Origin of the sequence: Pseudoalteromonas sp. Ld19 (genome assembly GCF_045064135.1) — a bacterium.
GTDB classification, from domain to species: Bacteria; Pseudomonadota; Gammaproteobacteria; order Enterobacterales; family Alteromonadaceae; genus Pseudoalteromonas; species Pseudoalteromonas aliena.
Window position 1 is genome coordinate 331,084 of record NZ_JBISHA010000019.1, and the last position, 22,108, is coordinate 353,191.

17 protein-coding genes and 1 tRNA gene are annotated in these 22,108 nt (G+C 38.3%); 14 read left to right on the plus strand and 4 right to left on the minus strand.

The annotated features are described in order from the left end of the window. Positions 1–91 precede the first annotated feature (91 nt). Entirely contained in the window at positions 92–904 is an 813-nt protein-coding gene (locus tag ACJJVZ_RS11350) for a transposase (RefSeq protein ID WP_405600530.1), read from the plus strand. Between the two features lie 77 nt (positions 905–981). Here the strand turns inward: ACJJVZ_RS11350 and ACJJVZ_RS11355 are convergent, their stop codons facing one another. Then, entirely contained in the window at positions 982–2,136 is a 1,155-nt protein-coding gene (locus ACJJVZ_RS11355) for a serine hydrolase domain-containing protein (protein ID WP_405600533.1), read from the minus strand. 1,224 nt (positions 2,137–3,360) lie between these two features. On the opposite strand from ACJJVZ_RS11355, the gene ACJJVZ_RS11360 reads away from it, so the two are divergent. The 5 genes from ACJJVZ_RS11360 to ACJJVZ_RS11380 all read left to right on the plus strand — a co-directional run bounded on the left by ACJJVZ_RS11360 (position 3,361) and on the right by ACJJVZ_RS11380 (position 9,613). Next, positions 3,361–5,181: a M14 family metallopeptidase gene (locus ACJJVZ_RS11360; protein WP_405600535.1), complete on the plus strand. Its 1,821-nt coding sequence runs from the start codon at positions 3,361–3,363 to the stop codon at positions 5,179–5,181. Positions 5,182–5,392: 211 nt separating this feature from the next. Then, entirely contained in the window at positions 5,393–5,851 is a 459-nt protein-coding gene (locus tag ACJJVZ_RS11365; RefSeq protein WP_077538068.1) for an Lrp/AsnC family transcriptional regulator, read from the plus strand. 122 nt (positions 5,852–5,973) lie between these two features. Further along, positions 5,974–7,530, plus strand: coding sequence for a SulP family inorganic anion transporter (locus ACJJVZ_RS11370; protein WP_193155494.1), 1,557 nt, complete (start codon positions 5,974–5,976; stop codon positions 7,528–7,530). Between the two features lie 188 nt (positions 7,531–7,718). After that, positions 7,719–8,792, plus strand: a complete 1,074-nt coding sequence (locus ACJJVZ_RS11375; RefSeq protein ID WP_405600540.1) for a sensor histidine kinase — start codon at positions 7,719–7,721, stop codon at positions 8,790–8,792. After that, positions 8,789–9,613, plus strand: a complete 825-nt coding sequence (locus tag ACJJVZ_RS11380; protein ID WP_405600543.1) for a LytR/AlgR family response regulator transcription factor — start codon at positions 8,789–8,791, stop codon at positions 9,611–9,613. The genes ACJJVZ_RS11375 and ACJJVZ_RS11380 overlap by 4 nt, the downstream gene beginning before the upstream one ends. Before the next feature lie 270 nt (positions 9,614–9,883). Here ACJJVZ_RS11380 and pyk read toward each other — a convergent pair whose 3' ends face one another. Continuing rightward, entirely contained in the window at positions 9,884–11,320 is a 1,437-nt protein-coding gene (gene pyk, locus ACJJVZ_RS11385; protein WP_193155493.1) for a pyruvate kinase, read from the minus strand. Between the two features lie 371 nt (positions 11,321–11,691). On the opposite strand from pyk, the gene gndA reads away from it, so the two are divergent. After that, entirely contained in the window at positions 11,692–13,065 is a 1,374-nt protein-coding gene (gene gndA / locus ACJJVZ_RS11390) for an NADP-dependent phosphogluconate dehydrogenase (RefSeq protein ID WP_405600546.1), read from the plus strand. 86 nt (positions 13,066–13,151) lie between these two features. On the opposite strand, the gene ansA is transcribed toward gndA, so the two are convergent. Then, positions 13,152–14,162 carry an asparaginase gene (gene ansA / locus ACJJVZ_RS11395; RefSeq protein ID WP_138585350.1) on the minus strand — a complete coding sequence of 337 codons (1,011 nt, stop codon included), beginning with the start codon at positions 14,160–14,162 and terminating at the stop codon, positions 13,152–13,154. Between the two features lie 81 nt (positions 14,163–14,243). After that, positions 14,244–16,109, minus strand: a complete 1,866-nt coding sequence (sppA, locus tag ACJJVZ_RS11400; protein WP_405600549.1) for a signal peptide peptidase SppA — start codon at positions 16,107–16,109, stop codon at positions 14,244–14,246. Positions 16,110–16,399: 290 nt separating this feature from the next. Here sppA and ACJJVZ_RS11405 point away from each other — a divergent pair, with 290 nt between their 5' ends. The 7 genes from ACJJVZ_RS11405 to ACJJVZ_RS11435 all read left to right on the plus strand — a co-directional run bounded on the left by ACJJVZ_RS11405 (position 16,400) and on the right by ACJJVZ_RS11435 (position 21,727). Then, on the plus strand, positions 16,400–18,361 hold the full coding sequence (locus ACJJVZ_RS11405) for an FAD-dependent oxidoreductase (protein WP_405600551.1): 1,962 nt from the start codon (positions 16,400–16,402) through the stop codon (positions 18,359–18,361). Between the two features lie 114 nt (positions 18,362–18,475). After that, the gene (locus ACJJVZ_RS11410) at positions 18,476–19,162 is read left to right on the plus strand and encodes a DoxX family protein (protein WP_405600554.1); all 687 of its coding nucleotides are present in this window, start codon (positions 18,476–18,478) and stop codon (positions 19,160–19,162) included. Positions 19,163–19,283: 121 nt separating this feature from the next. After that, entirely contained in the window at positions 19,284–19,832 is a 549-nt protein-coding gene (locus ACJJVZ_RS11415; RefSeq protein WP_077538058.1) for an NAD(P)H nitroreductase, read from the plus strand. Between the two features lie 202 nt (positions 19,833–20,034). Then, positions 20,035–20,412: a hypothetical protein gene (locus tag ACJJVZ_RS11420; protein WP_405600557.1), complete on the plus strand. Its 378-nt coding sequence runs from the start codon at positions 20,035–20,037 to the stop codon at positions 20,410–20,412. Between the two features lie 99 nt (positions 20,413–20,511). Then, positions 20,512–20,602 (plus strand) — tRNA-Ser (locus ACJJVZ_RS11425). A gap of 51 nt (positions 20,603–20,653) precedes the next feature. Then, entirely contained in the window at positions 20,654–21,037 is a 384-nt protein-coding gene (locus tag ACJJVZ_RS11430; protein WP_405600559.1) for a hypothetical protein, read from the plus strand. Positions 21,038–21,106: 69 nt separating this feature from the next. Beyond that, positions 21,107–21,727: an FKBP-type peptidyl-prolyl cis-trans isomerase gene (locus tag ACJJVZ_RS11435; protein WP_077538055.1), complete on the plus strand. Its 621-nt coding sequence runs from the start codon at positions 21,107–21,109 to the stop codon at positions 21,725–21,727. Positions 21,728–22,108 lie beyond the last annotated feature (381 nt).

A 22,108-nucleotide genomic window follows, 5' to 3' on the forward strand; every position in this document is an offset into this window, starting at 1 on the left:
CAATACAATTGCCGCGCAGCGTAAGCTAAAGGCATTCACTTTCGCTTGACCCCGTAAGGTCAATTTATTCATCCCTTTGTTGACGGTAATATTGCGCTTTTTATTTAAAGGAAAGCAGGCTCAAAACAGTCGGATTGATTGGTTTAAAGAAAAAGACACTCAAATACTCTGTGACTTCTTACTGCGTTGGCCCTCTCTTGCTCACGCTAAAAAAGCGAGAAAACAAACACTACTCGACTTCTTTAATCAACATAATTTCCGCTATTCACTCGTTAATGAAAAGCGGATAAAAGAAATAAAGGATGCAGAAATACTCACCGATGATATGGCGGTGATCACGCCAAACTTATTGCTTATTGAATGCCTCGTTCCGCAACTTAAACAGCTGATGTTGGTAATAACACGATTTGATGACGAAATTAAAACACTTTATAAGCAGCATGCAGATCGCGCTATTTTTGATAGTTTACCAGGTGCAGGCCCACAATTAGCACCTCGACTATTAGCCGCTATGGGGTCAAATCGTGACCGCTATAAGTGCGCCGCTGACATACAAAAATACGCAGGCATTGCCCCTGTTACCGAACGCAGTGGCAAAAAGGAATGGATACACTGGCGGTACTCATGCACTAAATTTTTAAGGCAAACATTTGTGGAATGGGCAGGATTATCTGTACGTTATTCATTTTGGGCTAAAGCATCGTTACTTGGCCACGATAGTTGGCAGCAAGAAGGCAAAGGAAAACCCCATAATACCATCATCAGATCATTGGCATTTAAGTGGATACGAATCCTATTTAGGTGCTGGAAAACACATACGCCCTACGATGAATCAACTTACTTAACTGCATTGAAAAGTAAGGGATCACCGCTGTTAAAATTTGCGGTGGAAAGTGAGCTTTAGCGCTTGCTGTCCACCTCAGGGCGTGTTGTTAGTTGCCCGCTACTATGAACCTTTATTTTTTGAAAACTAAAATGAGACTAAAAAATTGCAGGGTCAGTAACATCCCATATTTTCAGCTTAGTTAGGATTTTCGGTATTTCGTAAGTAAAAACATTTGCATCGAGTGAGGAGCTATTACACATACCAACAAAGGCTACTTGCTCCTTGGGTCTACGAATATAACTAGTACTTGTGCCCATCCATCCGCCATTGTGCAGCGTATAATTTGGCTCGATATATTGCCCGTTAGCATAAAAAGTTATTCCGTTGCTTTCGTAGGAGTGTTGGCTATTTGGTGTATTAAATTGAGTCATTATTTTATTAGGGGCATCACCTAATTTCGGGGTATAAAAGTGATTATCCCAAATCAACATATCTTCGAGTGTAGTGTATAGACCACCGTCACCCACAACAAAAATATTTGTTTCATAACGCTTTAATCCATTATCTTTAAATGTTCTATATCCTTCGGCACGGTTAGGTACTATCTCTCGCATATCATCAGCGAAAAAAGTGCTGTGCATACCAAGCGGTTCAAAGATGTATTTTGTAGTGTACTCCCGCATGGACATACCACTGACGTTAGCTACTAACTCCGACAATAAAAAGTAAGCGAAGTTACTATAGGCTTGTTGAGTATCAGGTTGATGCTCTAAAGGAAGCGATTTTATGACATCGTAGTATTCTTCTTTGGTCAGGTAATCCTCATCACCAAACCTGAACGGACCACCAGCGGTGGACAGTAGTGGTTTGGGTAATAGCGATTTGAGGGTATCGTAATCTGCCATTCCTGAAACGTGACCTAACATTGAGTTAATAGTTACTTTTACACCATAGTCTTTCAATTCAGTAAGATGTTTCCGTATATCATCATCAAGGTTAATTTCCCCTTTTTCTGCTAATAACAATACCGCAAACCCGGTGAATTGTTTGGATACAGATGCCATACGAAATACTGATATTGAACTGAGCGGAACCTGGTGTTCGATGTTTGCCAAACCGTAGCTTTTCTTGAATAAAAATTGTTGATTCTTAATAATACCTACAGAGCACCCCGGTCCATTAGTTGGAATAGACTCTTCTGCAATTCTATCAATTTCCTTTTCCAGCAGCGTTAGTTGGGTTTCGTTTCCCATAACGCTAAATGAAAGTAACAAAATAACCCCAGCGATTCCTTGAATACTTTTATACATTAATTTTCCCTTTTTTTATTATTAACTATTCTGAGAGTTGTGTAGTTTCATCACTTTCCTTTACATCAAGCAGATAAATAAACTACGTAACACCTCGTAGGTTTGCTTTTTTTGTTGAAAAAGTCAACAAAGTGATAAATATAAGCAAAACAGTATGCTAACAATTATTGTTATTGGAACTGAATGACATTTTTCTAAATTCTGATTACAGCTTCTTTAGTCGCACACTGGCCTTAAAATTAATGAATTATCCGATTTTCTATTGCCAACAAGTAAATTTTTAAAGTGGTAAATCAAAATGCAATTGGAAGGTTAGGCTAGATGCAATTGAGTGGTACTAATGGTAGATATTTCCCAACCAAACTCGAAATCTACTCTTAGGGCTACTAACGAGCCTGTAGATTAACTCGTTTTAAATTTATTTTTATTGATGCATTAACCATAGCCGAGTTCCTATTTTGATTCAATCGTCAACTGACTTTCACGTAAAAATATAAAAAGAGGACTTGGTGTTGGCTTTGACCAACGTTATTTAGATAAAATCGCTAATAAACTAAATAATCGACCAAGAAGAATATTAAACTATTTAACTCCTAATGATATGATTAAAAACCATGTTGCACTGACCACTTGATATCACCATAACGTCCTTAAAAATTTTTTATTTAGAACACTAGATACAAAAATTTTGCCTCGTTCTAGCGTAATCTTCTTAAGGTTAAATAGACCCCATATATAAGCAGATTGGTATTAGTAATCGACTGTAAGGATGCAGGAAGTAATTGCCGAGACAGCCCTATGTTATTTTCGTCTGGTTATTTAACCTGAACTCTGGTTAAGATATTTACTAATATATTGAATCATAATGATATTTAAATTTATTTTTCTCTAGCCAGAGATTTTCAGTGAAAACAAGGCGAACTTACGCGTTAATAGCTGCTCGAGATAGATTTATTATCCAGAGTTCAGGTTATTTACATATTATCGCTATAATTGCTCACTAATTTATTGCTGTTAGTATTATTAAAGTGATTACAGAGTTAGTAAAGCTAGGCTTTTGCATATTAATACATTGAATTAAAAGACACTAATAATACTAAATTACGGACTTGAACGTGTGATATGTAATTGGCTGCATTTTTTTGTTGAATCACCGCAGTTTCCTCATTAAAAAAAAATTACTTGATATAATTTATATAATTAACGCGTTTGTTAGAGATTTTTATGTTTGCAAGTTTATTATTTTTATCTGCAAGTGTGGCGTATGACGCACATTTGCCTCCTCTCATAAAGTGGCAAGGCCAAAGCGTAGAGCTTTTACAAAAACAGGGTCCATTGACGACTGACTTTGAGTTGTCTGACGGTGAAATTTCACCTGATTATGCAGGAACTATGGCATTTGTAGATAGGCTTGTTGCTGCAAACCCCACCCAGTTTAAATCGCAAACAATAGGCTATAGCAATAGTAAACGTGCAATTAAAATGCTAGTTGCAAGTGAACAAGGTTTTTTTGAAGCCGGTAAAATGGCTAATAGCACTAAGCCAACTATTTTTATTCAAGCAGGGATCCATGCGGGAGAAATAGACGGCAAAGATGCCATGTTTATGTTACTTAGGGATATTGCGACAGGCAAACGCCGCGATATTCTAAAAAAGGTAAATATCTTATTTATTCCTATTTTGAATGTAGATGGGCATGAACGTAGTAGTGTATTCAATCGGATCAACCAGCGGGGCCCTGCTAAAATGGGCTTTAGAACAAATGCGAACAATCTTAATTTAAATCGCGATTTTACTAAATTAGATACTCCAGAAGTTATAAGTGTTTTAAAGGTTATTAACAACTACAACCCAAATTTATACATTGATATACATGTAACCGATGGCGCAGATTACCAATACGATGTGACTTATGGCTACAATCCGGTCTTTTCAAGCGAATCGCCAGCGGTATCTGATACGTTAAATCAGTTTTTTAAACCGGTGATTGACAATATGCTAGCTGAGCAAGGACACACACCTGGACCACTTGTTTTTGTTATGGATAAGCGTGACTTTAAAAAAGGCCTCGCGGGATGGGTGGCAACACCTCGTTATTCTAACGGTTGGGGTGATTTAAAGTCTCTCCCTACTATTTTAGTAGAAAATCATTCATTAAAGCCTTATAAACAGCGCGTATTGGGTACGTATGTATTTTTAGATGGCGTAATTAATGCGCTGTCAACGCATAGTCACGAGTTAGCTAATGCAGTAAAAAAAGAACAAGAATTTGTTCCTAAACAGTTAATAGTAAAGCGTGGCTATGCCAAGCAGGCTGACACTATTGCACAGTTTAAAGGTATTGAATATTCATCAAGCATGAATGTACTCTCGGGTCAAAATGAAGTGAAGTATTTAGGTAAAGCACAAACATATATTGACTTACCTATTTATTGGCAAAAAGATGTAGAGCATACGGTTGAAGTACCTAAGGCGTTTTTTATTCCACCAGTGTACAGCGATATTATTGAGAAATTAAAGTTACACGGTGTTTCTGTTAATAAACTAGAAGGGGCAAATACACAGCCTTTAAAAGTGGCTAAGGTAACAGAGCACTCGTTTGATAAAGCGCCCTTTGAAGGTCGCTTTAGAGTGTCGGCTAGTTTTGATTATTTGCCTGTCATCAATATCGATTTGGATGGTTGGTATCAAGTAACAACGCAACAAAAAGCAGGTGAGTTAGCGGTGCATTTGTTACATCCGGAGGCACCAGATTCATTTTTTGCGTGGGGTGAATTTAACACCATTTTTCAGCGAACAGAATACATGGAAAATTATGCGTTAATTCCATACGCTCGTAAAATGCTAAAAGATAACCCAACGCTTGCACTCGCGTTTGATAAAAAAATTAATGACGACAAGGCATTTTCTCTAGACCCTGATGCACGTTTAAATTGGCTGTATGAGCACAGCCCTTTCTATGATCAAGCCTATTTAAAATACCCAATACTTATGTCGTTCGAAGAAAAGGTTGTTATACCTGATCAAAAAGATAAAGAAATATAATATGCGTATACTAGGGCGTGCAATACACAAACCCTTGTAGGGCATAATAGATGTGTTATGAAAATACTAGCTCATTTATAATCGGCTAGTATGGTTGACTTTTTACTTTGATGATTGAAATAACATGTAAGTATAAAAGATAAAAATAAGCAGACTGTTTTTTAAAATAGCTGTATAATTTAACCAGTTTATTTGATAAATAAGAAATAAAATGTCTCTAAATCACGTAGATCGCCAAATTTTGGCACTTTTACAACAAGACGCTAGTTTATCTACTGCAGAAATAGCGGATAAAGTTGGCTTATCACAATCTCCTTGTTGGCGTCGTATCGCGAAGCTTGAGCAAGATGGTTATATAAAAAGCAAAGTTGCTCTTTTAGACGAAAAGAAACTTGGTTTTGATATGCTAGTTTATGCTCACGTACGTTTATCTAATCACGGGAAAAAGAATCTAGCCGAGTTTGAAAAGCTTATCATGAGCTATGATCAAGTAACCGAGTGTTACACTATGGCAGGAACAATGGACTTTATGCTACGCATTATCTCACAAGGTATTGAAGGTTATGAGCACTTTGTTCGTGATAACCTACTAAGCTTAGAATACGTACAAGAAGTACATTCCAATGTGACAATGACGTGCGTAAAACGCAGCACAGCCCTTCCTCTATAAAATACATTTCTGTTAGGTTAAACACCGTTTAGCCTAACCATACAATGACAATTGTTAACTGGGCGCTAATTTGATAGAATTTGGCGCTTTTTTAATACCCATTACACCATTTGAGGAACTCAATGTTTAACTTACTCAGTAGGGCGCCAAGCTCTGCTAAAAACGATATTCTCTCTGGATTAACCGTGGCGCTTGCCTTGGTACCAGAAGCTGTTGCGTTTGCCTTTGTTGCAAATGTAGAACCTTTAGTTGGTCTATATGCCGCGTTTATCGTTGGTTTAATCACAGCTATCTTTGGCGGTCGCCCTGGTATGATTTCAGGTGCTACTGGCGCATTGGCTGTAGTAATGGTGAGTTTAGTGCTCGACCATGGTGTAGAATATCTATTTGCGACTGTATTATTGATGGGGATACTGCAAATACTTGCGGGTATATTTAAGCTCGGAAAGTTTATCCGAATGGTGCCACATCCAGTTATGTTGGGCTTTGTGAATGGCTTGGCAATTGTTATATTTTTAGCTCAGCTAGGGCAATTTAAAGTACCAGACGGTATGGGCGGACAACAGTGGATGACAGGTAGCCCACTGTTTATAATGTTTGGATTAGTCGCATTAACAATGGCAATCATTCATTTTTTACCCAAGCTAACCACCGCAGTGCCTTCCTCTTTAGTGGCCATTGTAACGGTAACGGGTTTAGTTATTGGTTTTGATTTAGAAGCACACACTGTACTTGATTTCTTAAAAGGAATGACAGGTGATGAAGCCGCTACAATTGCCGGCGGCCTGCCAGAGTTTCATATTCCTATGGTGCCTTTTAATTTAGAAACATTACAAATTATTTTCCCATACGCGCTTATATTAGCGGCAATTGGTTTAATTGAGTCACTATTAACACTTAGCTTAATTGATGAAATAACAGAGACACGCGGTCACAGCAACAAAGAATGTATTGGTCAAGGTGCTGCAAATATTACGTGTGGTATGTTTGGTGCTATGGGTGGCTGTGCAATGATTGGTCAATCTATGATCAACATAAATTCAGGCGGCCGCTCTCGTTTATCAGGTATAAGTGCTGCACTTATGTTACTTGGTTTTATTATTTTTGCATCAAGCCTAATTGAAATGATCCCATTAGCTGCACTTGTTGGTGTAATGTTTATGGTTGTACTTGGTACATTTGAATGGGCAAGCTTCAAAATGATGAAGCGTGTACCATTATCTGATGCATTTGTGATTGTACTGGTTTCGGGTGTAACCGTTATTACTGATTTAGCAATTGCCGTGTGCGTAGGTGTTATAGTCTCTGCACTTGTATTTGCTTGGCAGCATGCTAAGCATATATATACAACAAACTACATTGATAATGAAGGTGCTAAAGTATATGAACTACACGGTCCATTATTCTTTGGTTCAGTAAAAAATTTCTCTGAGTTATTTGATGTTAAAAATGATCCTAAAGACGTAATAGTCGAATTTAAACATAGCCGTGTTTCAGATCACAGTGCTATAGAAGCAATTGATGCACTTGCTGAAAAATACACTAAAGCGGGTAAGCAGCTTCATTTGCGTCATTTAAGCAAAGACTGTACTCAGTTACTACACAAAGCACGTGATTTAGTAGAAGTAAATGTCATTGAAGATCCAACTTACAAGGTTGCTTCAGACAAGCTTGCATAGTCACCTATTTAATAAATAGTATTAAAAAAGCGAAAGGTCACACCCTTTCGCTTTTTTATTATCGGCGCTATACAACTTTGCGTTAAGGCTCTTAAAAACTAAGACAGTTGGTAGTGCTAAACATTCTGATAAATCTATATAATGTGTAAGTCGAATTAGATTTTAACACTATGGAGTAAACGTAAATTGTGAACTGGCAATCTTTAGTTGATAATCGACAGCGCTTTTTTTGGCTCCTGCAAATCGCAGGCTGGATTGGTTATGCGCTTGTAAATTACATCGGCTCTAAAGTATTTGAAATGCGCGATATCTACGTGTTTGTGATTTTGCTCAATGCTTACGCCGGTTGTTTGATGACTGTCCCACTGCGTTATATATATCGCACGGTATGGAATGCTTCACCTTGGGTGCTTATGGTGGTTGTGTTTGGTGCTTCTTACGTAACAGGCACTTTATGGGCGGTGGTTCAAAAATTTAATCTGTGGGAAATTTATCGCCATGGTTATAGGCCCGAAGAGTGGTTTTATTATTTACAACAGGGCTTAGACTCGGTTTATATTATACTGTGCTGGAGTGGCTTATATTTTGGTGTTAAGTATTATCAATTGTTGCAAGGTGAACGTCAAAAAGCGCTTAAAGCAACAACGATGGCACACGAAGCACAATTAAAAATGTTGCGATACCAGCTAAACCCTCACTTTTTATTTAATACACTTAATGCTATTTCAACATTAATTTTGGTTAAAGAAAATAAAGATGCTAATTTAATGGTATCGAAATTAAGTGATTTTTTACGTTATACCTTAAATACGGATCCAATAAAAAAAGTGCCATTAGAGCAAGAGTTGCATGCTTTGATGTTGTACTTAGAAATAGAACGTGTACGCTTTGACGAGCGATTAAAAGTGAACGTAGAAGTAAGCGAGCAAGCAAAAGAGGCGCTAGTGCCTAGCTTAATACTGCAACCTATTATTGAAAATGCGATTAAATACGCTATAGCTCATTTATCACATGGCGGCGTAATCGATATAAAAGCACAAGTATTTGCCAATGAATTGCTCCTAGAAGTTGGTGATAATGGGCCTGGCACTGAAATAAAAAATGGTCAGTTAGTTAATGCCCAAGGTGTAGGTGTTGCAAATACTAAAGATAGATTAAAAACGCTCTACGAAAATAACTATTCGTTTGTATTATCACATAATACGCCAAGTGGATTAAAAGTTAATCTGCGAGTACCGTTTGAGAAGGCTTTGAAGAAATGATAAAAATAAAAACACTTATTGTTGATGATGAACCATTAGCACGCAAAGGTTTAGATGTTAGGCTTGCAGAATTTGCTGACATTGAAGTGATAAAATTATGTAGCTCGGGTGCAGACGCAATAGAAACATGCAAAAGCGAAAAGATAGATTTGGTATTTTTAGACATTCAAATGCCAGGTATGAACGGGTTTGAAGTTGCACGAGCACTTAGCGAAAGCACAAAAGTACTCCCTGCGATTGTGTTTGTAACTGCGTTTGATCAATTTGCAGTGAAAGCGTTTGAAATTCATGCTTTAGATTATATTTTAAAACCCGTTGATGACAACAGACTAAAACAGGCGGTAGAGAAAGTGCATACCTACTTAAAAACGCAGCAAGATAACGCCCATAAGAAAAAACTAGCGAGTTTTGTAGCCGGTATTACTGGTAATAATTGTGAAGAAATACTAAAAAAACTAGCGACAGGTGATACATTAACAGACAGGCGCTACCCAGAATCATTGGCCGTAAAAGAGCAGGGCGAAATAGTTCGCGTCCCAGTTGCGACTATTCAATGGGTTGACGCTGCGGGGGATTATATGTGCTTGCATTGCCAAGATGGACAAACGCATATTTTACGTAAAACAATGAAAGAGCTAGAGCAAGAGTTAGATCCTCATTTGTTTGTCCGCGTTCACCGTAGTGCGATTGTTAACACAAAACAAATTAGTAAATTGGTTACACAAGTGAGTGGCGAGTATTTATTAGTACTTGAAAACGGGCAAGAGCTTAAAGTAAGCCGTAGCTACCGAGATAAGGTAAAAGCGGCACTAGCCAGTTAATACCAACCTGCATAAACCTTTGATCAATTTAACGAATTAAATTGCACTATAACGTCGTTAAAAATTTTTTATTTAGAACACTAGATACAAAAACTTTTGCCTAGTTCTAGCGTAATTTTCTTAACGTTAAATAGACCCCATATATAAGCAGATTGGTATAACACTGATAAAAAGTTGTTTATTACACGCCCTAGGCTCGCATTTTTTATATTTAAACTGAACTCTGGTTAAGAGATTTATTATCCAGAGCTCAAGCTATTTAGTAATTAACTATGCAACAGTTACAATTTTCATTGTGTTCGTTGCGCCCACAGTTTCCATTGAGTCACCGTGAGTAATAATTACTGTATCGCCAGAGTGCAAAGACCCTTGAGCAACTAAAGTATCAAGTGCTGCTTTTACCATGCCGTCTTTTTCAGCTTTTGTAGAATCAAAAAATACTGGATAAACACCACGATAAAGTGCGGTCTGGCCTAAAGTACTGGCATGACGTGAAAGCGAGTAGATTGGTAAACCAGAGCTAATACGCGACATAAGTTTAGCGGTGCTACCAGATTCAGTCAGTGTAATAATTGCTTTAACAGAATCTAAGTGATTTGCAGCATACATAGCAGAAAGGGCAATTGATTCTGCATTGCTAGAAAAACGACTATCTAAACGATGTTTAGAAACGTGTGTTTCTTTTTGAGATTCAGCACCTAAACAAACACGTGCCATTGTGGCAACTGTTTCTTCAGGGTAATCACCAGCCGCTGTTTCAGCAGAAAGCATTACAGCATCTGTTCCGTCAAGAACGGCGTTTGCAACATCCATAACTTCTGCACGTGTAGGCATAGGGTTATCGATCATCGATTCCATCATTTGCGTTGCTGTTATTACAGTACGATTTAATGAGCGAGCGCGACGAATAATTAGTTTTTGTTTACCCATAAGGGCAGCATCGCCAATTTCAACACCTAAGTCACCACGTGCAACCATTACTGCATCAGATGCTAAAATAATGTCATCAACCGCGTCTTGTGTTTCGACTGCTTCTGCGCGTTCAATTTTAGCAAGTAATTGTGCCTTTGAACCAGCCGCTTCAGCTAGAGAGCGAACGTAGCGCATATCATCGCCACTACGTGGAAATGATACTGCAATGTAATCGACGTCAATTTCAGCCGCTGTTATTAAATCTTCTTTATCTTTTTCAGTAAATGCAGGCGCTGTTAAGCCACCACCTAAACGGTTAATGCCTTTATTGTTAGATAAAACACCACCAACAGTCACGGTACAATGCACTAAGTGACCCGCTACCTCATCAACGCTTAACTGAATAAGTCCATCGTTTAAAAGTAGTAAATCGTTAGGGCTTACATCGTTTGGTAATTCTTTATAATCAATACCAACTGAATTAACATCGCCTTCGCCCTTTTCCATTTTTGCATCAAGGGTAAATTTAGCACCTACTGCAAGTGTTACTTTACCTTCTTTAAAAGTAGAAACGCGAATTTTAGGACCTTGAAGATCAGCAAGTATGGCAATATGCTTGCCTAATTTTTTAGCTATATCACGAACCGCTTGTGCACGGTCTTTATGATCTTGTGCAATACCGTGTGAGAAGTTTAATCGTACTACGTTGGCACCAGCGCGAATAATTTTTTCTAAATTGTTATCTCTATCGGTAGCAGGCCCAAGGGTAGCAACTATTTTCGTGCGTCTAAGCATCAAATTCTCCTGTGTGCTTAAGATGTAAGCGGGTTAACGGTTGTTTTTCTATTTAAAATATAAACACAAAAAGGTAAAAATATTTTTAGTTTTGGACAATATTAGTATTATTGTCACTATTTTATACAAAACTAATGTGTCATCATTATGACACCGGTGTCAGAATGCGTCAATGTTCTTAAATTTTAAATAGCTTCGCTTTTTGTCACCCTCAGAGGACTGATGTTTGATATAATTACAGAGCTTGTTTATCTATAATAAAAAAGCATGTGTATTATAACTAAGATTAGTCTTTTATGATTAAGCATTATAAATCACACGGTATTATTTACATCCACTAACCAAATAGTTGTTACCGAGGAGGACACTAAATGCAAGTTGCATTAGTCGGGTTAGGCGTTATGGGAAAAAATCTTGCTTTAAACTTGATTGAAAAAGGGATCACGCTAGTCGCTTATGACAAAAATCCGAATGCGGGTGAAGAGTTATTAAGTTGTGCTAAATCTCAGGGGATGGCCGATAGGCTCCACATTGTTTCTGATTTAAGAGACATGGTTCAGCGTTTAGAAGCACCTCGCTCTATCTTATTACTTGTTCCAGCGGGTGAGTTAGTTGATACGGTTTGTAATGAACTGGTAGATGCGGGCGTCGATTGTAACGATATGATAGTCGATTGTGGTAATAGCAACTACAAAGACGGCATTACACGTAAGCTTAAATACCAAAACAAATTTGAATTTGCCACAATGGGAATATCTGGTGGTGCCGAAGGCGCTCGTCATGGCCCTGCAATGATGGCAAGTGGCTCTGAAGGTGGTTGGGAACGCATAGAACCTTGGTTTGAAAAAGTGGCTGCAAGCTATAATGACGAGTCATGTTTTGCACGTGTTGGTCAATCAGCGAGTGGTCATTTTGTAAAAATGGTGCACAACGGTATTGAATACGCACTAATGCAATTAATTGCTGAGGTCTATCAATTACTTCGCCTAGGCACTAATCGTTCACCTAAAGAAGTGGCTGCCATTTTTGATGACTGGTCAAAAGGTCAACTAAATAGTTACTTACTTTCCATTTCTAGCCATATCTTATCTCTTGAAAACCAAAAAAACATGCCGCTTGCTGATTTAATTGATAACAAAGTTGGCGCAAAAGGTACAGGCCTTTGGACTGCACAAAATGCACTTGAGTTGGGAATTGCAGTACCATCTTTAGTTGCAGCTGTTCAAGCTCGTCATTTAACCAATGCATGTGATACAACGGCCGCTCAAGAGATGACCTACGCAGCTAAATCAACCAACACAGTTGATATTGATTTAGACGAATTGAAAGATGCGTTTACGCTTGCAAGTTTATTAGCTTATCGCCAAGGGTTAGCACTTATAAAAGGGACGTCGCGTACACATCAATGGAAAGTAGATTTATCTAAAACATTACAGACTTGGCGTGCAGGGTGTATTATTCGTGCTGACTACTTAGATAGTGTGGCGCAGGGCGTTGAATTTATCGATTCTTTAGATAAGGAAGCCGCTGCTCTTCGTAAAATTACCGGTCAAGCAATTATGTCAGGCTTAGCATTTCCAGTGCTAAGTTCAACACAAACTTACTTTGCAACGTTAACAACACCAAGTAATGGGCATTTAGTACAAGCCCAGCGTGATTACTTTGGTGAACACGGTATTAAAACCCACAGTGGTGAAACATGCCATTTAACAGATTTAGTCGAGATAGACGCTAAAGTTCGTTAATAGCTAACCTGAGCTTCTGGTTAACTAGTTGCTTTAAAAATAAAAAGGCACGCTTATATAGCGTGCCTTTTTGTTTTAGTGTGGTGTTATCGGCTTAATTCGCCGCGCAGGTCGTCTTGCATTAAATGGCGAATAGTCTCAATTTCTAGTTTTTGACTAAACAAGTAATGCAACTTAGTCAAGCATGCTTCTAGTGTCATATCGTATCCACTAATAACACCAATATTTAATAGGGCATTACCTGTGGCATAACCGCCCATGTTTACATGACCTTTTAAGCATTGTGTTAAATTAACAATAACCATACCGCGTTTACTTGCTTCACTTAAGACGGATAAAAACTCAGGATCTTGAGGTGCATTGCCCACACCAAAGCTAAGTAAAACTAATGCTTTAATATTATCATTGACTAAGCTTTTAACTACGTCTCTGCTAATACCTGGATATAAGTAGAGCACACCAATAGGTTGAGGGGTAATGGGCGTAACTTGCAGCTCGTTTTCAACGTAAGGACTAAGTTGACCTTTAATGAGTTGAATACTAATACCAGAGAGGGCTAAAGGTTCAAGGTTAGGTGAGGCAAAAGCATTAAAACCATCTGCATGTGCTTTAGTTGCTCTATTCCCTCTAAATAACTGATTATTAAAAAATAAGCTAACTTCTGCTATTGGGTAATTTGCGGCTAAATACATTGCATTGAGTAAGTTAACTTGCCCGTCTGAGCGCAATTGTGAAAGCGGAATTTGTGAACCAGTAACAATAACTGGCTTAGTCAAGTTTTCGAACATGAACGAAAGTGCAGAAGCGGTATACGCCATCGTATCGGTACCATGAAGAACAACAAAACCATCGTATTCTTGATATTTACTTTTGATGTCATCAGCAATGAGTTGCCAATGAGCGGGCGACATATCTGATGAGTCGATAAGAGGGCAGTACTCGTGAATATCGAATAAAGGCATTTCATCACGATTAAATTCAGCATTATTAACGACTGTTTCGGTTAAAAAGCCTTCGGCAGGGATATATCCACGGCTCGATTTTTTCATTCCTATAGTACCGCCAGTGTAAGCGATATAAATGCGTTTGCGTTTCATAAAAAAAGCCCAGTAAAAAAACTGGGCTTATTATAACCTTAAGCTACTTTAAATACAGCAGCTAACGGCTGGGATGCATTTTTATTGTGCAATAGTACATACCAAGCAGCGTGCGTATACGCCTTGCGGATCGTTGTAATCTTTAAGGTTTTCTACTTCTGAGCTTAGCTGACTTATAACACTTTGTAGATTGGCTTGTGTGGCTAATACAGACGTCTTTTGTGTTTGTAAGCCTAGCATTGACTTAACCGATGCATTGCCAAAAACATCTTGCATCATTTGTTGTTGAGGGCTTAAGTCTTGTTTTATCGTTTTAACTTCAAAGTGATTTAATTTTGCCAGTGCTGCAGCGGCGTCAATTGCATCTTGTTTATCACCCAGCTTATCTATTAAACCTAATTCGAGTGCTTGAGATGCGATCCATACACGGCCTTGTGCAATTTTATCAACTTGCTCTGGGGTCATATTACGTGCACCAGCCACAACATTTAAAAAGCGACCGTACGCTTCTTCAACGCTCATTTGAATTACTTGGCCCATTTTTTCGTTAAGAGGGCGGGTGATAGAAAAGCCAGCCATTTCGGTTGTTGCTACACCATCCGAATAAACACCAATTTTAGAAAGGGTTTTTTCAAATGTCATAAACGTACCAAATACCCCAATTGAGCCCGTAATCGTACTCGGCGCTGCCCAGATCTCGTTTGCGGCGGAGGCAATCCAATAACCGCCCGATGCAGCAACAGAGCTCATAGAAGCAATAACGGGTTTACCCGCTGCTTTAAGTGCAAGTACTTCAGCTCTAATTACTTCTGAGGCAAACATGCTACCACCACCAGAGTCGATGCGAAGCACAACCGCTTTCACTTTATCATCAAGGCGTGCTTTACGAAGAAGGGCTGCAGTAGAGTCGCCACCAATTTCGCCAGCTCTGCGTTCACCGTCAACAATAGTGCCTCTCGCTACAACAACAGCCACTTTTTCAGTAATTGGGTTATCAAATACCATAGGTGGTTTAACTAAGCTTAAATAGTCACGAAATGAAACTTGCTTGAATGTTTTACCATCTTCGTCTTCACCAACTAAGTCGATAAGCTGCTTGCGGACCTGTTGAGTGGTTTTTAATGAATCAACCCACTGATGATCAATTGCATATTTTCCTGCATCGCCGTTTGCTGCTTGCATTTTAGCGAGATATACATCCATTGTTTCATCAAAATTTGACTCATCAAATGGGCGAGCTGCAGCAACATCTTGTTTGTATTGATTCCAAAGTGCGCCTAACCAAACACGATTAGCCTCTTTTGCAGCATCAGACATATCATTGCGAATAAATGGTTCAACGGCTGACTTAAACGTACCGACACGAAAAATATGCTGTGTTACTTCTAACTTTTCAAGTGCATCTTTAAAGTAAAGTGGATACATGGCGAAACCTTCAATGGCTACGCTTCCGTATGGATGCATGGTAACTTCGTTGGCATGTGACGCAATGTAGTATTGCGCTTGTGTGTAGTAATAACCTGACGCAATAACTTTTTTGCCTGTTTCTTTAAAGCGGTCAATAGCATTTGTAATTTGTTTAAGCTTATTTAAGTGCGCTTTAGGCATTTCTTGTAAATCAAGGAGTAATACCGTAATACGCTCGTCCTTGGCGGCTTCATTAATTACTTTTACTATGTCGTCTAATAAAATTTCGCTCGGCACTTCAGAGCCTGATGTTGCATCACTAATAGCGGCTTCAATTGGATCGACATAAGTTTTTTCTTCAACAATAGGGCCGTTAAGGTTGAGTCTAAGTACAGAGCCATCTTCAACAGTTATTTTATCTTCATCACTAGTAATACCCGCAATAAAAACAATTACAAGTAATAAAAACAGAATATTAAGTACTAATCGACGAGAAAAATTGATCCCAGTCCAAATACCTTTAAATATTTTTGCTATCAAAATAGCTCCTTAAGTTGGTACAGCTAATACATTTACTCCATCTTATCTCAGAATAAAAATAAGTTTAACTGCTAAATCGTAACGAAGTGTTTATAAATATGTTCAAGTGCGCGTAATGGCAGCTTTTTTTATGTTTTAATATTATTTTTAAAACTTAATTAATGCATATCAATGATTATTTAATACCATAACGAGGTTAATAATTAAATACAGTCATATATTGCATATTACTTGCGATTGAAGCAGAATTAACTAATGTATACAGGTTAGACCAGTTAACGGGGCACAAGATGTTAGAACAACAATTACAATTAAAACACACGCAATTACGTAACCGCTTAGTAATGGGCTCAATGCATACAGGCCTTGAAGAAGGTTGGCATAACCGAAAACGCTTACGCGCATTTTATGAAGCACGCGCCAAGGGCGGCACCGCAATGCTAATTACAGGTGGATATAGCCCTAATTTACGCGGTAAGTTAACGCCTATTTCGTCATCATTTAATAGTTATTATGATGTATTTAAGCACCGCGCGTACACCGATGCAGTGCATAAACACGGCGGAAAAATTTGTTTGCAATTACTCCACGCTGGGCGTTATGCGTATCATCCATTTAACCAAGCCCCTAGTGCCATAAAAGCACCTATTAACCCTTATAAACCAAAAGCAATGTCATTAGGGTCTATTAAAAAAACAATTAAAGACTTTGCGCACTCTGCTTATATGGCTGAAAAGGCTGGATACGATGGGGTTGAAGTAATGGGCTCTGAAGGTTATTTAATTAACGAATTTATGGCGCCGCATACGAATAAGCGTACAGATGAGTTTGGTGGCAGTTTAGAAAATAGAATGCGTTTAGCATTGGAAATAGTAAAAGCGGTTAGGGCAAAAGTATCTGAACAATTTTTAATTATTTTTAGGTTGTCGGTTATTGATTTAATTCCAAACGGCTCAACACCTGAGGAAGTCATTACTCAAGCAACTGAGCTTGAAAAAGCAGGCGTTGATATTTTTAATACCGGTATTGGTTGGCATGAAGCTCGTGTGCCTACGATTGCGAGTATGGTTCCGCCAGGTGCATTTAAAGAAGCATCAAAACGTTTAAAAGACGTGGTGAGTGTTCCTGTAATTGCTGTTAACAGAATTAATACGCCAGAGATTGCTAACGATATTTTAAATGCAGGCGAAGCCGATTTAATTTCAATGGCTCGGCCGTTACTTGCCGATCCTGAGTTTTTTAATAAATACGCGAACGAGCAATCTAAGCAAATTAATATTTGTATTGGCTGTAACCAAGGTTGTTTAGATCATGTATTTAAAAATAAGCGTGCTACCTGTTTAGTTAATCCTCAAGCTGCGTTTGAGCTCGATTACCCATTAGAGCAAGCTGCTGAAGTCAAAAATGTGCTTGTTGTTGGCGCAGGCCCAGCGGGTTTATCAGCAAGCTGTTATTTGGCCCAAAAAGGTCACAAAGTAACGTTAATTGACCAAAAAATGCAAATGGGCGGTCAGTTTAATTTAGCGATGCAAATACCAGGTAAAGAAGACTTTAACCACACATTAGCTTATTACACGAATGAGTTGGAACGCTTAAACGTAGCGGTCGAATTAGGAAAAGCCTATAACGATAGCATGCTTGAAAACTACGACGATGTTGTTTTTGCAACCGGGGTAAGACCACGAGAAGCAACTATTAAGTGCGATGATGGTAAACGCGTTTTTGCTTATGATGAAGTTATTCGCGGTGAGGTTGAGTTAGGTAAATCAATTGCCATTTTAGGTGCCGGTGGCATAGGTTTTGATATGGTTGCCTTTTTAAGTGAGCACAAATCGCAAAGTATCGCTGATTTTAAAACGCAATGGGGCATTGAATGTCAGCCGCAGCCACATAAAGATGAACGCCAATTGTATATGTTAAAACGAAGTGCAGGGCGCTTTGGTAGTGAGCTTGGTAAGACAACGGGTTGGATACACCGTCAAGTAGCAAAACAGCATGGCGTCAAGCAAATTGCTGATTGCCAATATAATAGTTTTGATGAAAAAGGGCTGTCTATTACCGTCGCCGGTGAAACACAGATACTACCAGTTGATACTGTTATTGCCTGTATTGGACAGGTATCAAATAATGAAGTGCTTAAAGACTATGCTGATAATGCAAAAGTTCATGTCATTGGCGGGGCTAAACTTGCTTCAGCGATTGATGCTAAACGCGCGATATTTGAAGCCCTACAAATCGCGCGAAGTATTTAACCAGATTTTAGGTTATCTAACGTGACTACCTTGGTATGAAATACTTTTTGTTTTAGTGCGGTCTTGGTTGTTTATAGTCTATAACTTAGTAAACAATGAACAAACGGGGCTCGCATGAGAAACAAAATAATAAGTATTTACGATATAATACAGGATAAATTATCATTTTTAGATGGTTTTCCTGCTTTACTTTTTCGCTTGATTTTAGCGCCTGTGATGATTATCGCAGGCTACAATAAACTTGCCATAAGCGCTGAAACCACAAGTTTCCTCGATAACTTTTTAGCTTCTCCCGACGTTGTTCAATGGTTTGGCAATAGTGAATGGGGGTTAGGATTACCTTTTCCCGATTTACTTGCTTTTTTAGCGGGGTGGAGTGAGTTTCTAGGTGGCTGGTTTTTATTGTTTGGTTTGCTAACCCGCTTAGTGAGCATTCCGCTGATGTTTACAATGGTGGTTGCTGCTACATCTGTGCATTGGCATAATGGCTGGTTTGCAATAGCGCCTACAAACCCCGATACCAGCGCGGCACAAGTACTTGATTGGTTGTCTATTCCAGGTGCTAAAGAAAGCCTCGAAAACTCGCTAGAAGTACGCGATAGAATTGGTATTATTCGTAATTTAGTCGAAGAGCATGGTTCTGCTGATTATTTATATGAAAAAGGAAAGCCCTCAATTTTAAATAATGGTATTGAATTTTCAGCTATCTACTTTGCTATGCTATTGAGCTTGTTTTTTATGGGCGGGGGACGTTTTGTCAGTATTGATTATTGGCTAAAGCGAAGTGTTGTAAAACAATGACGCACTAAATATACGATTATTAACGGCCACATAAATTTATTTTATGTGGCCGTTTTGCTATCGATATTTATTTTTTCAGGTTTTAAATGTTACTCTAGCGTTTTATTTTTGAGGAAACGTGATGAACGCAATTGAGCTTTTACTTACCCGCCAGTCTGATCCAAAATTAACTGAGCCTGCGCCAAATAGTGAGCAGCTAGCCATTATTCAACAAGCTGCATTACGAGTTCCGGATCATGGGTGTTTAGCGCCGTGGCAGTTTATTATTGTACAAGGTGATGCTCGCCATACATTAGGTGAAATCTATCATCAAAGCGCAGTGACAGAGCAACAAGCAGAAAAAGCGATTAATCGTGCTAAGGAATTACCACTGCGCGCGCCTATGATTATTATCGCAATTGCAAAATATCAAGATCATCTAAAAGTACCGCGTATAGAGCAAGTACAGAGTGCTGGATGTAGTGTATTAGCCATGCAACAAGCCGCATTTGCACAAGGCTTGGGGGGCGTTTGGCGTACCGGTTATTTTGCACAAAGCCCAGCTGTAAAAGCGGCGCTTAATTTGTGCGAGCATGATGAAATTGTTGGTTATTTATATTTAGGTACCCCCGTAGTTAACTGTAAAAAGTCACCTCGCCATAAACCAGAAACTTATTTTAGCTATCTGTAAAATAGTATGAACTTTATGCACCTTTCATAGTCACAATTTTTTACGCTTAAAATTACACAATTAAGCAATGAATGGTGAGGCTGTGAGAAGCGCTCGGATGCAATAATGGTAATATTTCTTCTTCAGTTTGTTTTTTAATCGGTTGTTTTTTGATAGTGTATGGAAAGTCTCAACAAAAATAACAATAAAGAAGACTTATATTATGGGAAATCTATTTTTACAAGAAAAAGAAAATTGGTTAGCGTGGTCAATCTGGGGGATTTTAGGGGCATTTTTAACCCTATATGTAGGCATGAGCACGAATGCAGCGCTATTCATCGCATGCTCTGCCATAGGTGTGCTTGCAGTATTAACATGGTGGATGCAGCAATCAAAACGGTTCGGTTTTGCTCGTGCATTTAAAATCTGCTGTTATGTCTTGTTATTAAGTGCTTTACCTGCGGTTATGCTCGTTGTAGTACCAAGTGGAGAATTAAATCATTTTGACTTGATTTTTCAAAGTATTACTCTTTTTACGCTTAGTTTATTAATATGCTTAATTTGTTCGTGGATTGCACGAAAACCAAAGCAGTATTATTAGCCTTAGGTAGTGGTTATGTTAGTAATTGAGTCATTTTTTAATTTTTTATATATTAAGCCTTTACAAATTACGCATTTACCCCTATTATCCGCGCCGTACGGAGAGATGGCAGAGTGGTCGAATGCACCGGTCTTGAAAACCGGCATGGGTTTATAGCCCATCTAGGGTTCAAATCCCTATCTCTCCACCATTATTTAAAAAACCGCCTTATTGGCGGTTTTTTGCTATGTGGAAGTTAAAAATGACAAAATCTATTCAATCAATCCCACTGGGATTAATTAAACATATTTTATTATGGACCGTGTTTAGTTATTGCTACCACAGTGCAATTACTTTGCTAGTTAAAATGGCAGCAGATGCACAACCAGAATACCCCCTTATTACTGCATTAATTTATGGTGTTGGTTTCAATCTTTTAACTGCTCATTTAATCACAAAATACGATAAATATTGGCCCACTATTGCTTCGATATTTATTGGTTTTGTAGGGCTTATAGTTGTGCCATTTTTGTTGTCTGGCAAAGTAGGGTTGCTTACCTTGCCCTTGCTTGCTGGAATTTTATTCAGTTTAGTGGTGAGTAGTTATATTGTTGGCCTATTAAAGGTAAAACTCAGCAAAAACTAGACCCAAAAACGGTTTATTTTGTGATAGCATAGCTGCGTCTTTTAACTAACAAAACGTGAAAAACACATTATGTCAGATAATTTTACTACAGATGCTGAAAAAGCAAGTTACGGTATTGGCTTACAAATGGGTGAGCAACTTAAGTCTAATCCTTTTGAAGGCTTAAACCTAAATTCAGTGTTTGAAGGCATGAAAGATGCGTACGCAGGTAGCGCTTTTCAAGTTGAGATCCCTGAGATCCAAGCTGCATTCGAAAAAATTAACGAAGAGATCCAAGCTCGTCGTGAAGAAGAATCTAAAGTACTTTCTGCTGAAGGTGTTTCTTTCTTAGAAGAAAATGCTAAACGCCCTGAGATCACAGTTACAGAGTCTGGTCTTCAATACGAAGTACTAGCAACGGGTGAAGGCGAAAAGCCAACTGCTGAATCTACAGTTCGTGTTGATTACCACGGTACATTAATTAACGGTACTGTTTTTGATAGCTCATACGAGCGCGGCCAACCAGCTGAATTCCCAGTTGGTGGCGTGATCAAAGGTTGGACTGAAGCATTACAAATGATGCCAGTAGGAACTAAATGGCGTATCTACGTTCCTCATGAGCTTGCTTATGGTGAACGTGGCGCGGGTGCTGCAATTGCACCTTTCTCAACGCTTGTATTTGACGTTGAACTACACGAAATCATTTCTTAATTTAAATAAATTTTAAACTTAAGAGTTTAAAAAGCCGTATTCAATTTAAATACGGCTTTTTTGTGTCTGTAATTTAAGAACTTTATGGATGCTAAAAATAAAAAACCGCATTAATAAAATGCGGTTTTTAAATATATAAACGAAAGAGCTATTTGTTAGTTAACCTGAACTCTGGATAATAATACCAACCTGCATAAACCTTTGATCAATTTAACGAATTAAATTGCACTATAACGTCGTTAAAAATTTTTTATTTAGAACAACTAGATATAAAAACTTTTTCCTAGTTCTAGCGTAATTTTCTTAACGTTAAATAGACCCCATATATAAGCAGATTGGTATAAATCTATCTCGAGCAGCTATTTTCAGCGCTAACTGCGT

What these genes read in the sequence shown, in the direction of transcription:
- ACJJVZ_RS11355 (WP_405600533.1), bottom strand. Translation starts at nt 2,136, where the DNA reads ATGTATAAAAGTATTCAAGGAATCGCTGGGGTTATTTTGTTACTTTCA.
- ACJJVZ_RS11360 (WP_405600535.1), top strand. Translation starts at nt 3,361, where the DNA reads ATGTTTGCAAGTTTATTATTTTTATCTGCAAGTGTGGCGTATGACGCA.
- ACJJVZ_RS11365 (WP_077538068.1), top strand. Translation starts at nt 5,393, where the DNA reads ATGTCTCTAAATCACGTAGATCGCCAAATTTTGGCACTTTTACAACAA.
- ACJJVZ_RS11370 (WP_193155494.1), top strand. Translation starts at nt 5,974, where the DNA reads ATGTTTAACTTACTCAGTAGGGCGCCAAGCTCTGCTAAAAACGATATT.
- ACJJVZ_RS11380 (WP_405600543.1), top strand. Translation starts at nt 8,789, where the DNA reads ATGATAAAAATAAAAACACTTATTGTTGATGATGAACCATTAGCACGC.
- pyk (WP_193155493.1), bottom strand. Translation starts at nt 11,320, where the DNA reads ATGCTTAGACGCACGAAAATAGTTGCTACCCTTGGGCCTGCTACCGAT.
- gndA (WP_405600546.1), top strand. Translation starts at nt 11,692, where the DNA reads ATGCAAGTTGCATTAGTCGGGTTAGGCGTTATGGGAAAAAATCTTGCT.
- ansA (WP_138585350.1), bottom strand. Translation starts at nt 14,162, where the DNA reads ATGAAACGCAAACGCATTTATATCGCTTACACTGGCGGTACTATAGGA.
- ACJJVZ_RS11405 (WP_405600551.1), top strand. Translation starts at nt 16,400, where the DNA reads ATGTTAGAACAACAATTACAATTAAAACACACGCAATTACGTAACCGC.
- ACJJVZ_RS11410 (WP_405600554.1), top strand. Translation starts at nt 18,476, where the DNA reads ATGAGAAACAAAATAATAAGTATTTACGATATAATACAGGATAAATTA.
- ACJJVZ_RS11415 (WP_077538058.1), top strand. Translation starts at nt 19,284, where the DNA reads ATGAACGCAATTGAGCTTTTACTTACCCGCCAGTCTGATCCAAAATTA.
- ACJJVZ_RS11420 (WP_405600557.1), top strand. Translation starts at nt 20,035, where the DNA reads ATGGGAAATCTATTTTTACAAGAAAAAGAAAATTGGTTAGCGTGGTCA.
- ACJJVZ_RS11430 (WP_405600559.1), top strand. Translation starts at nt 20,654, where the DNA reads ATGACAAAATCTATTCAATCAATCCCACTGGGATTAATTAAACATATT.
- ACJJVZ_RS11435 (WP_077538055.1), top strand. Translation starts at nt 21,107, where the DNA reads ATGTCAGATAATTTTACTACAGATGCTGAAAAAGCAAGTTACGGTATT.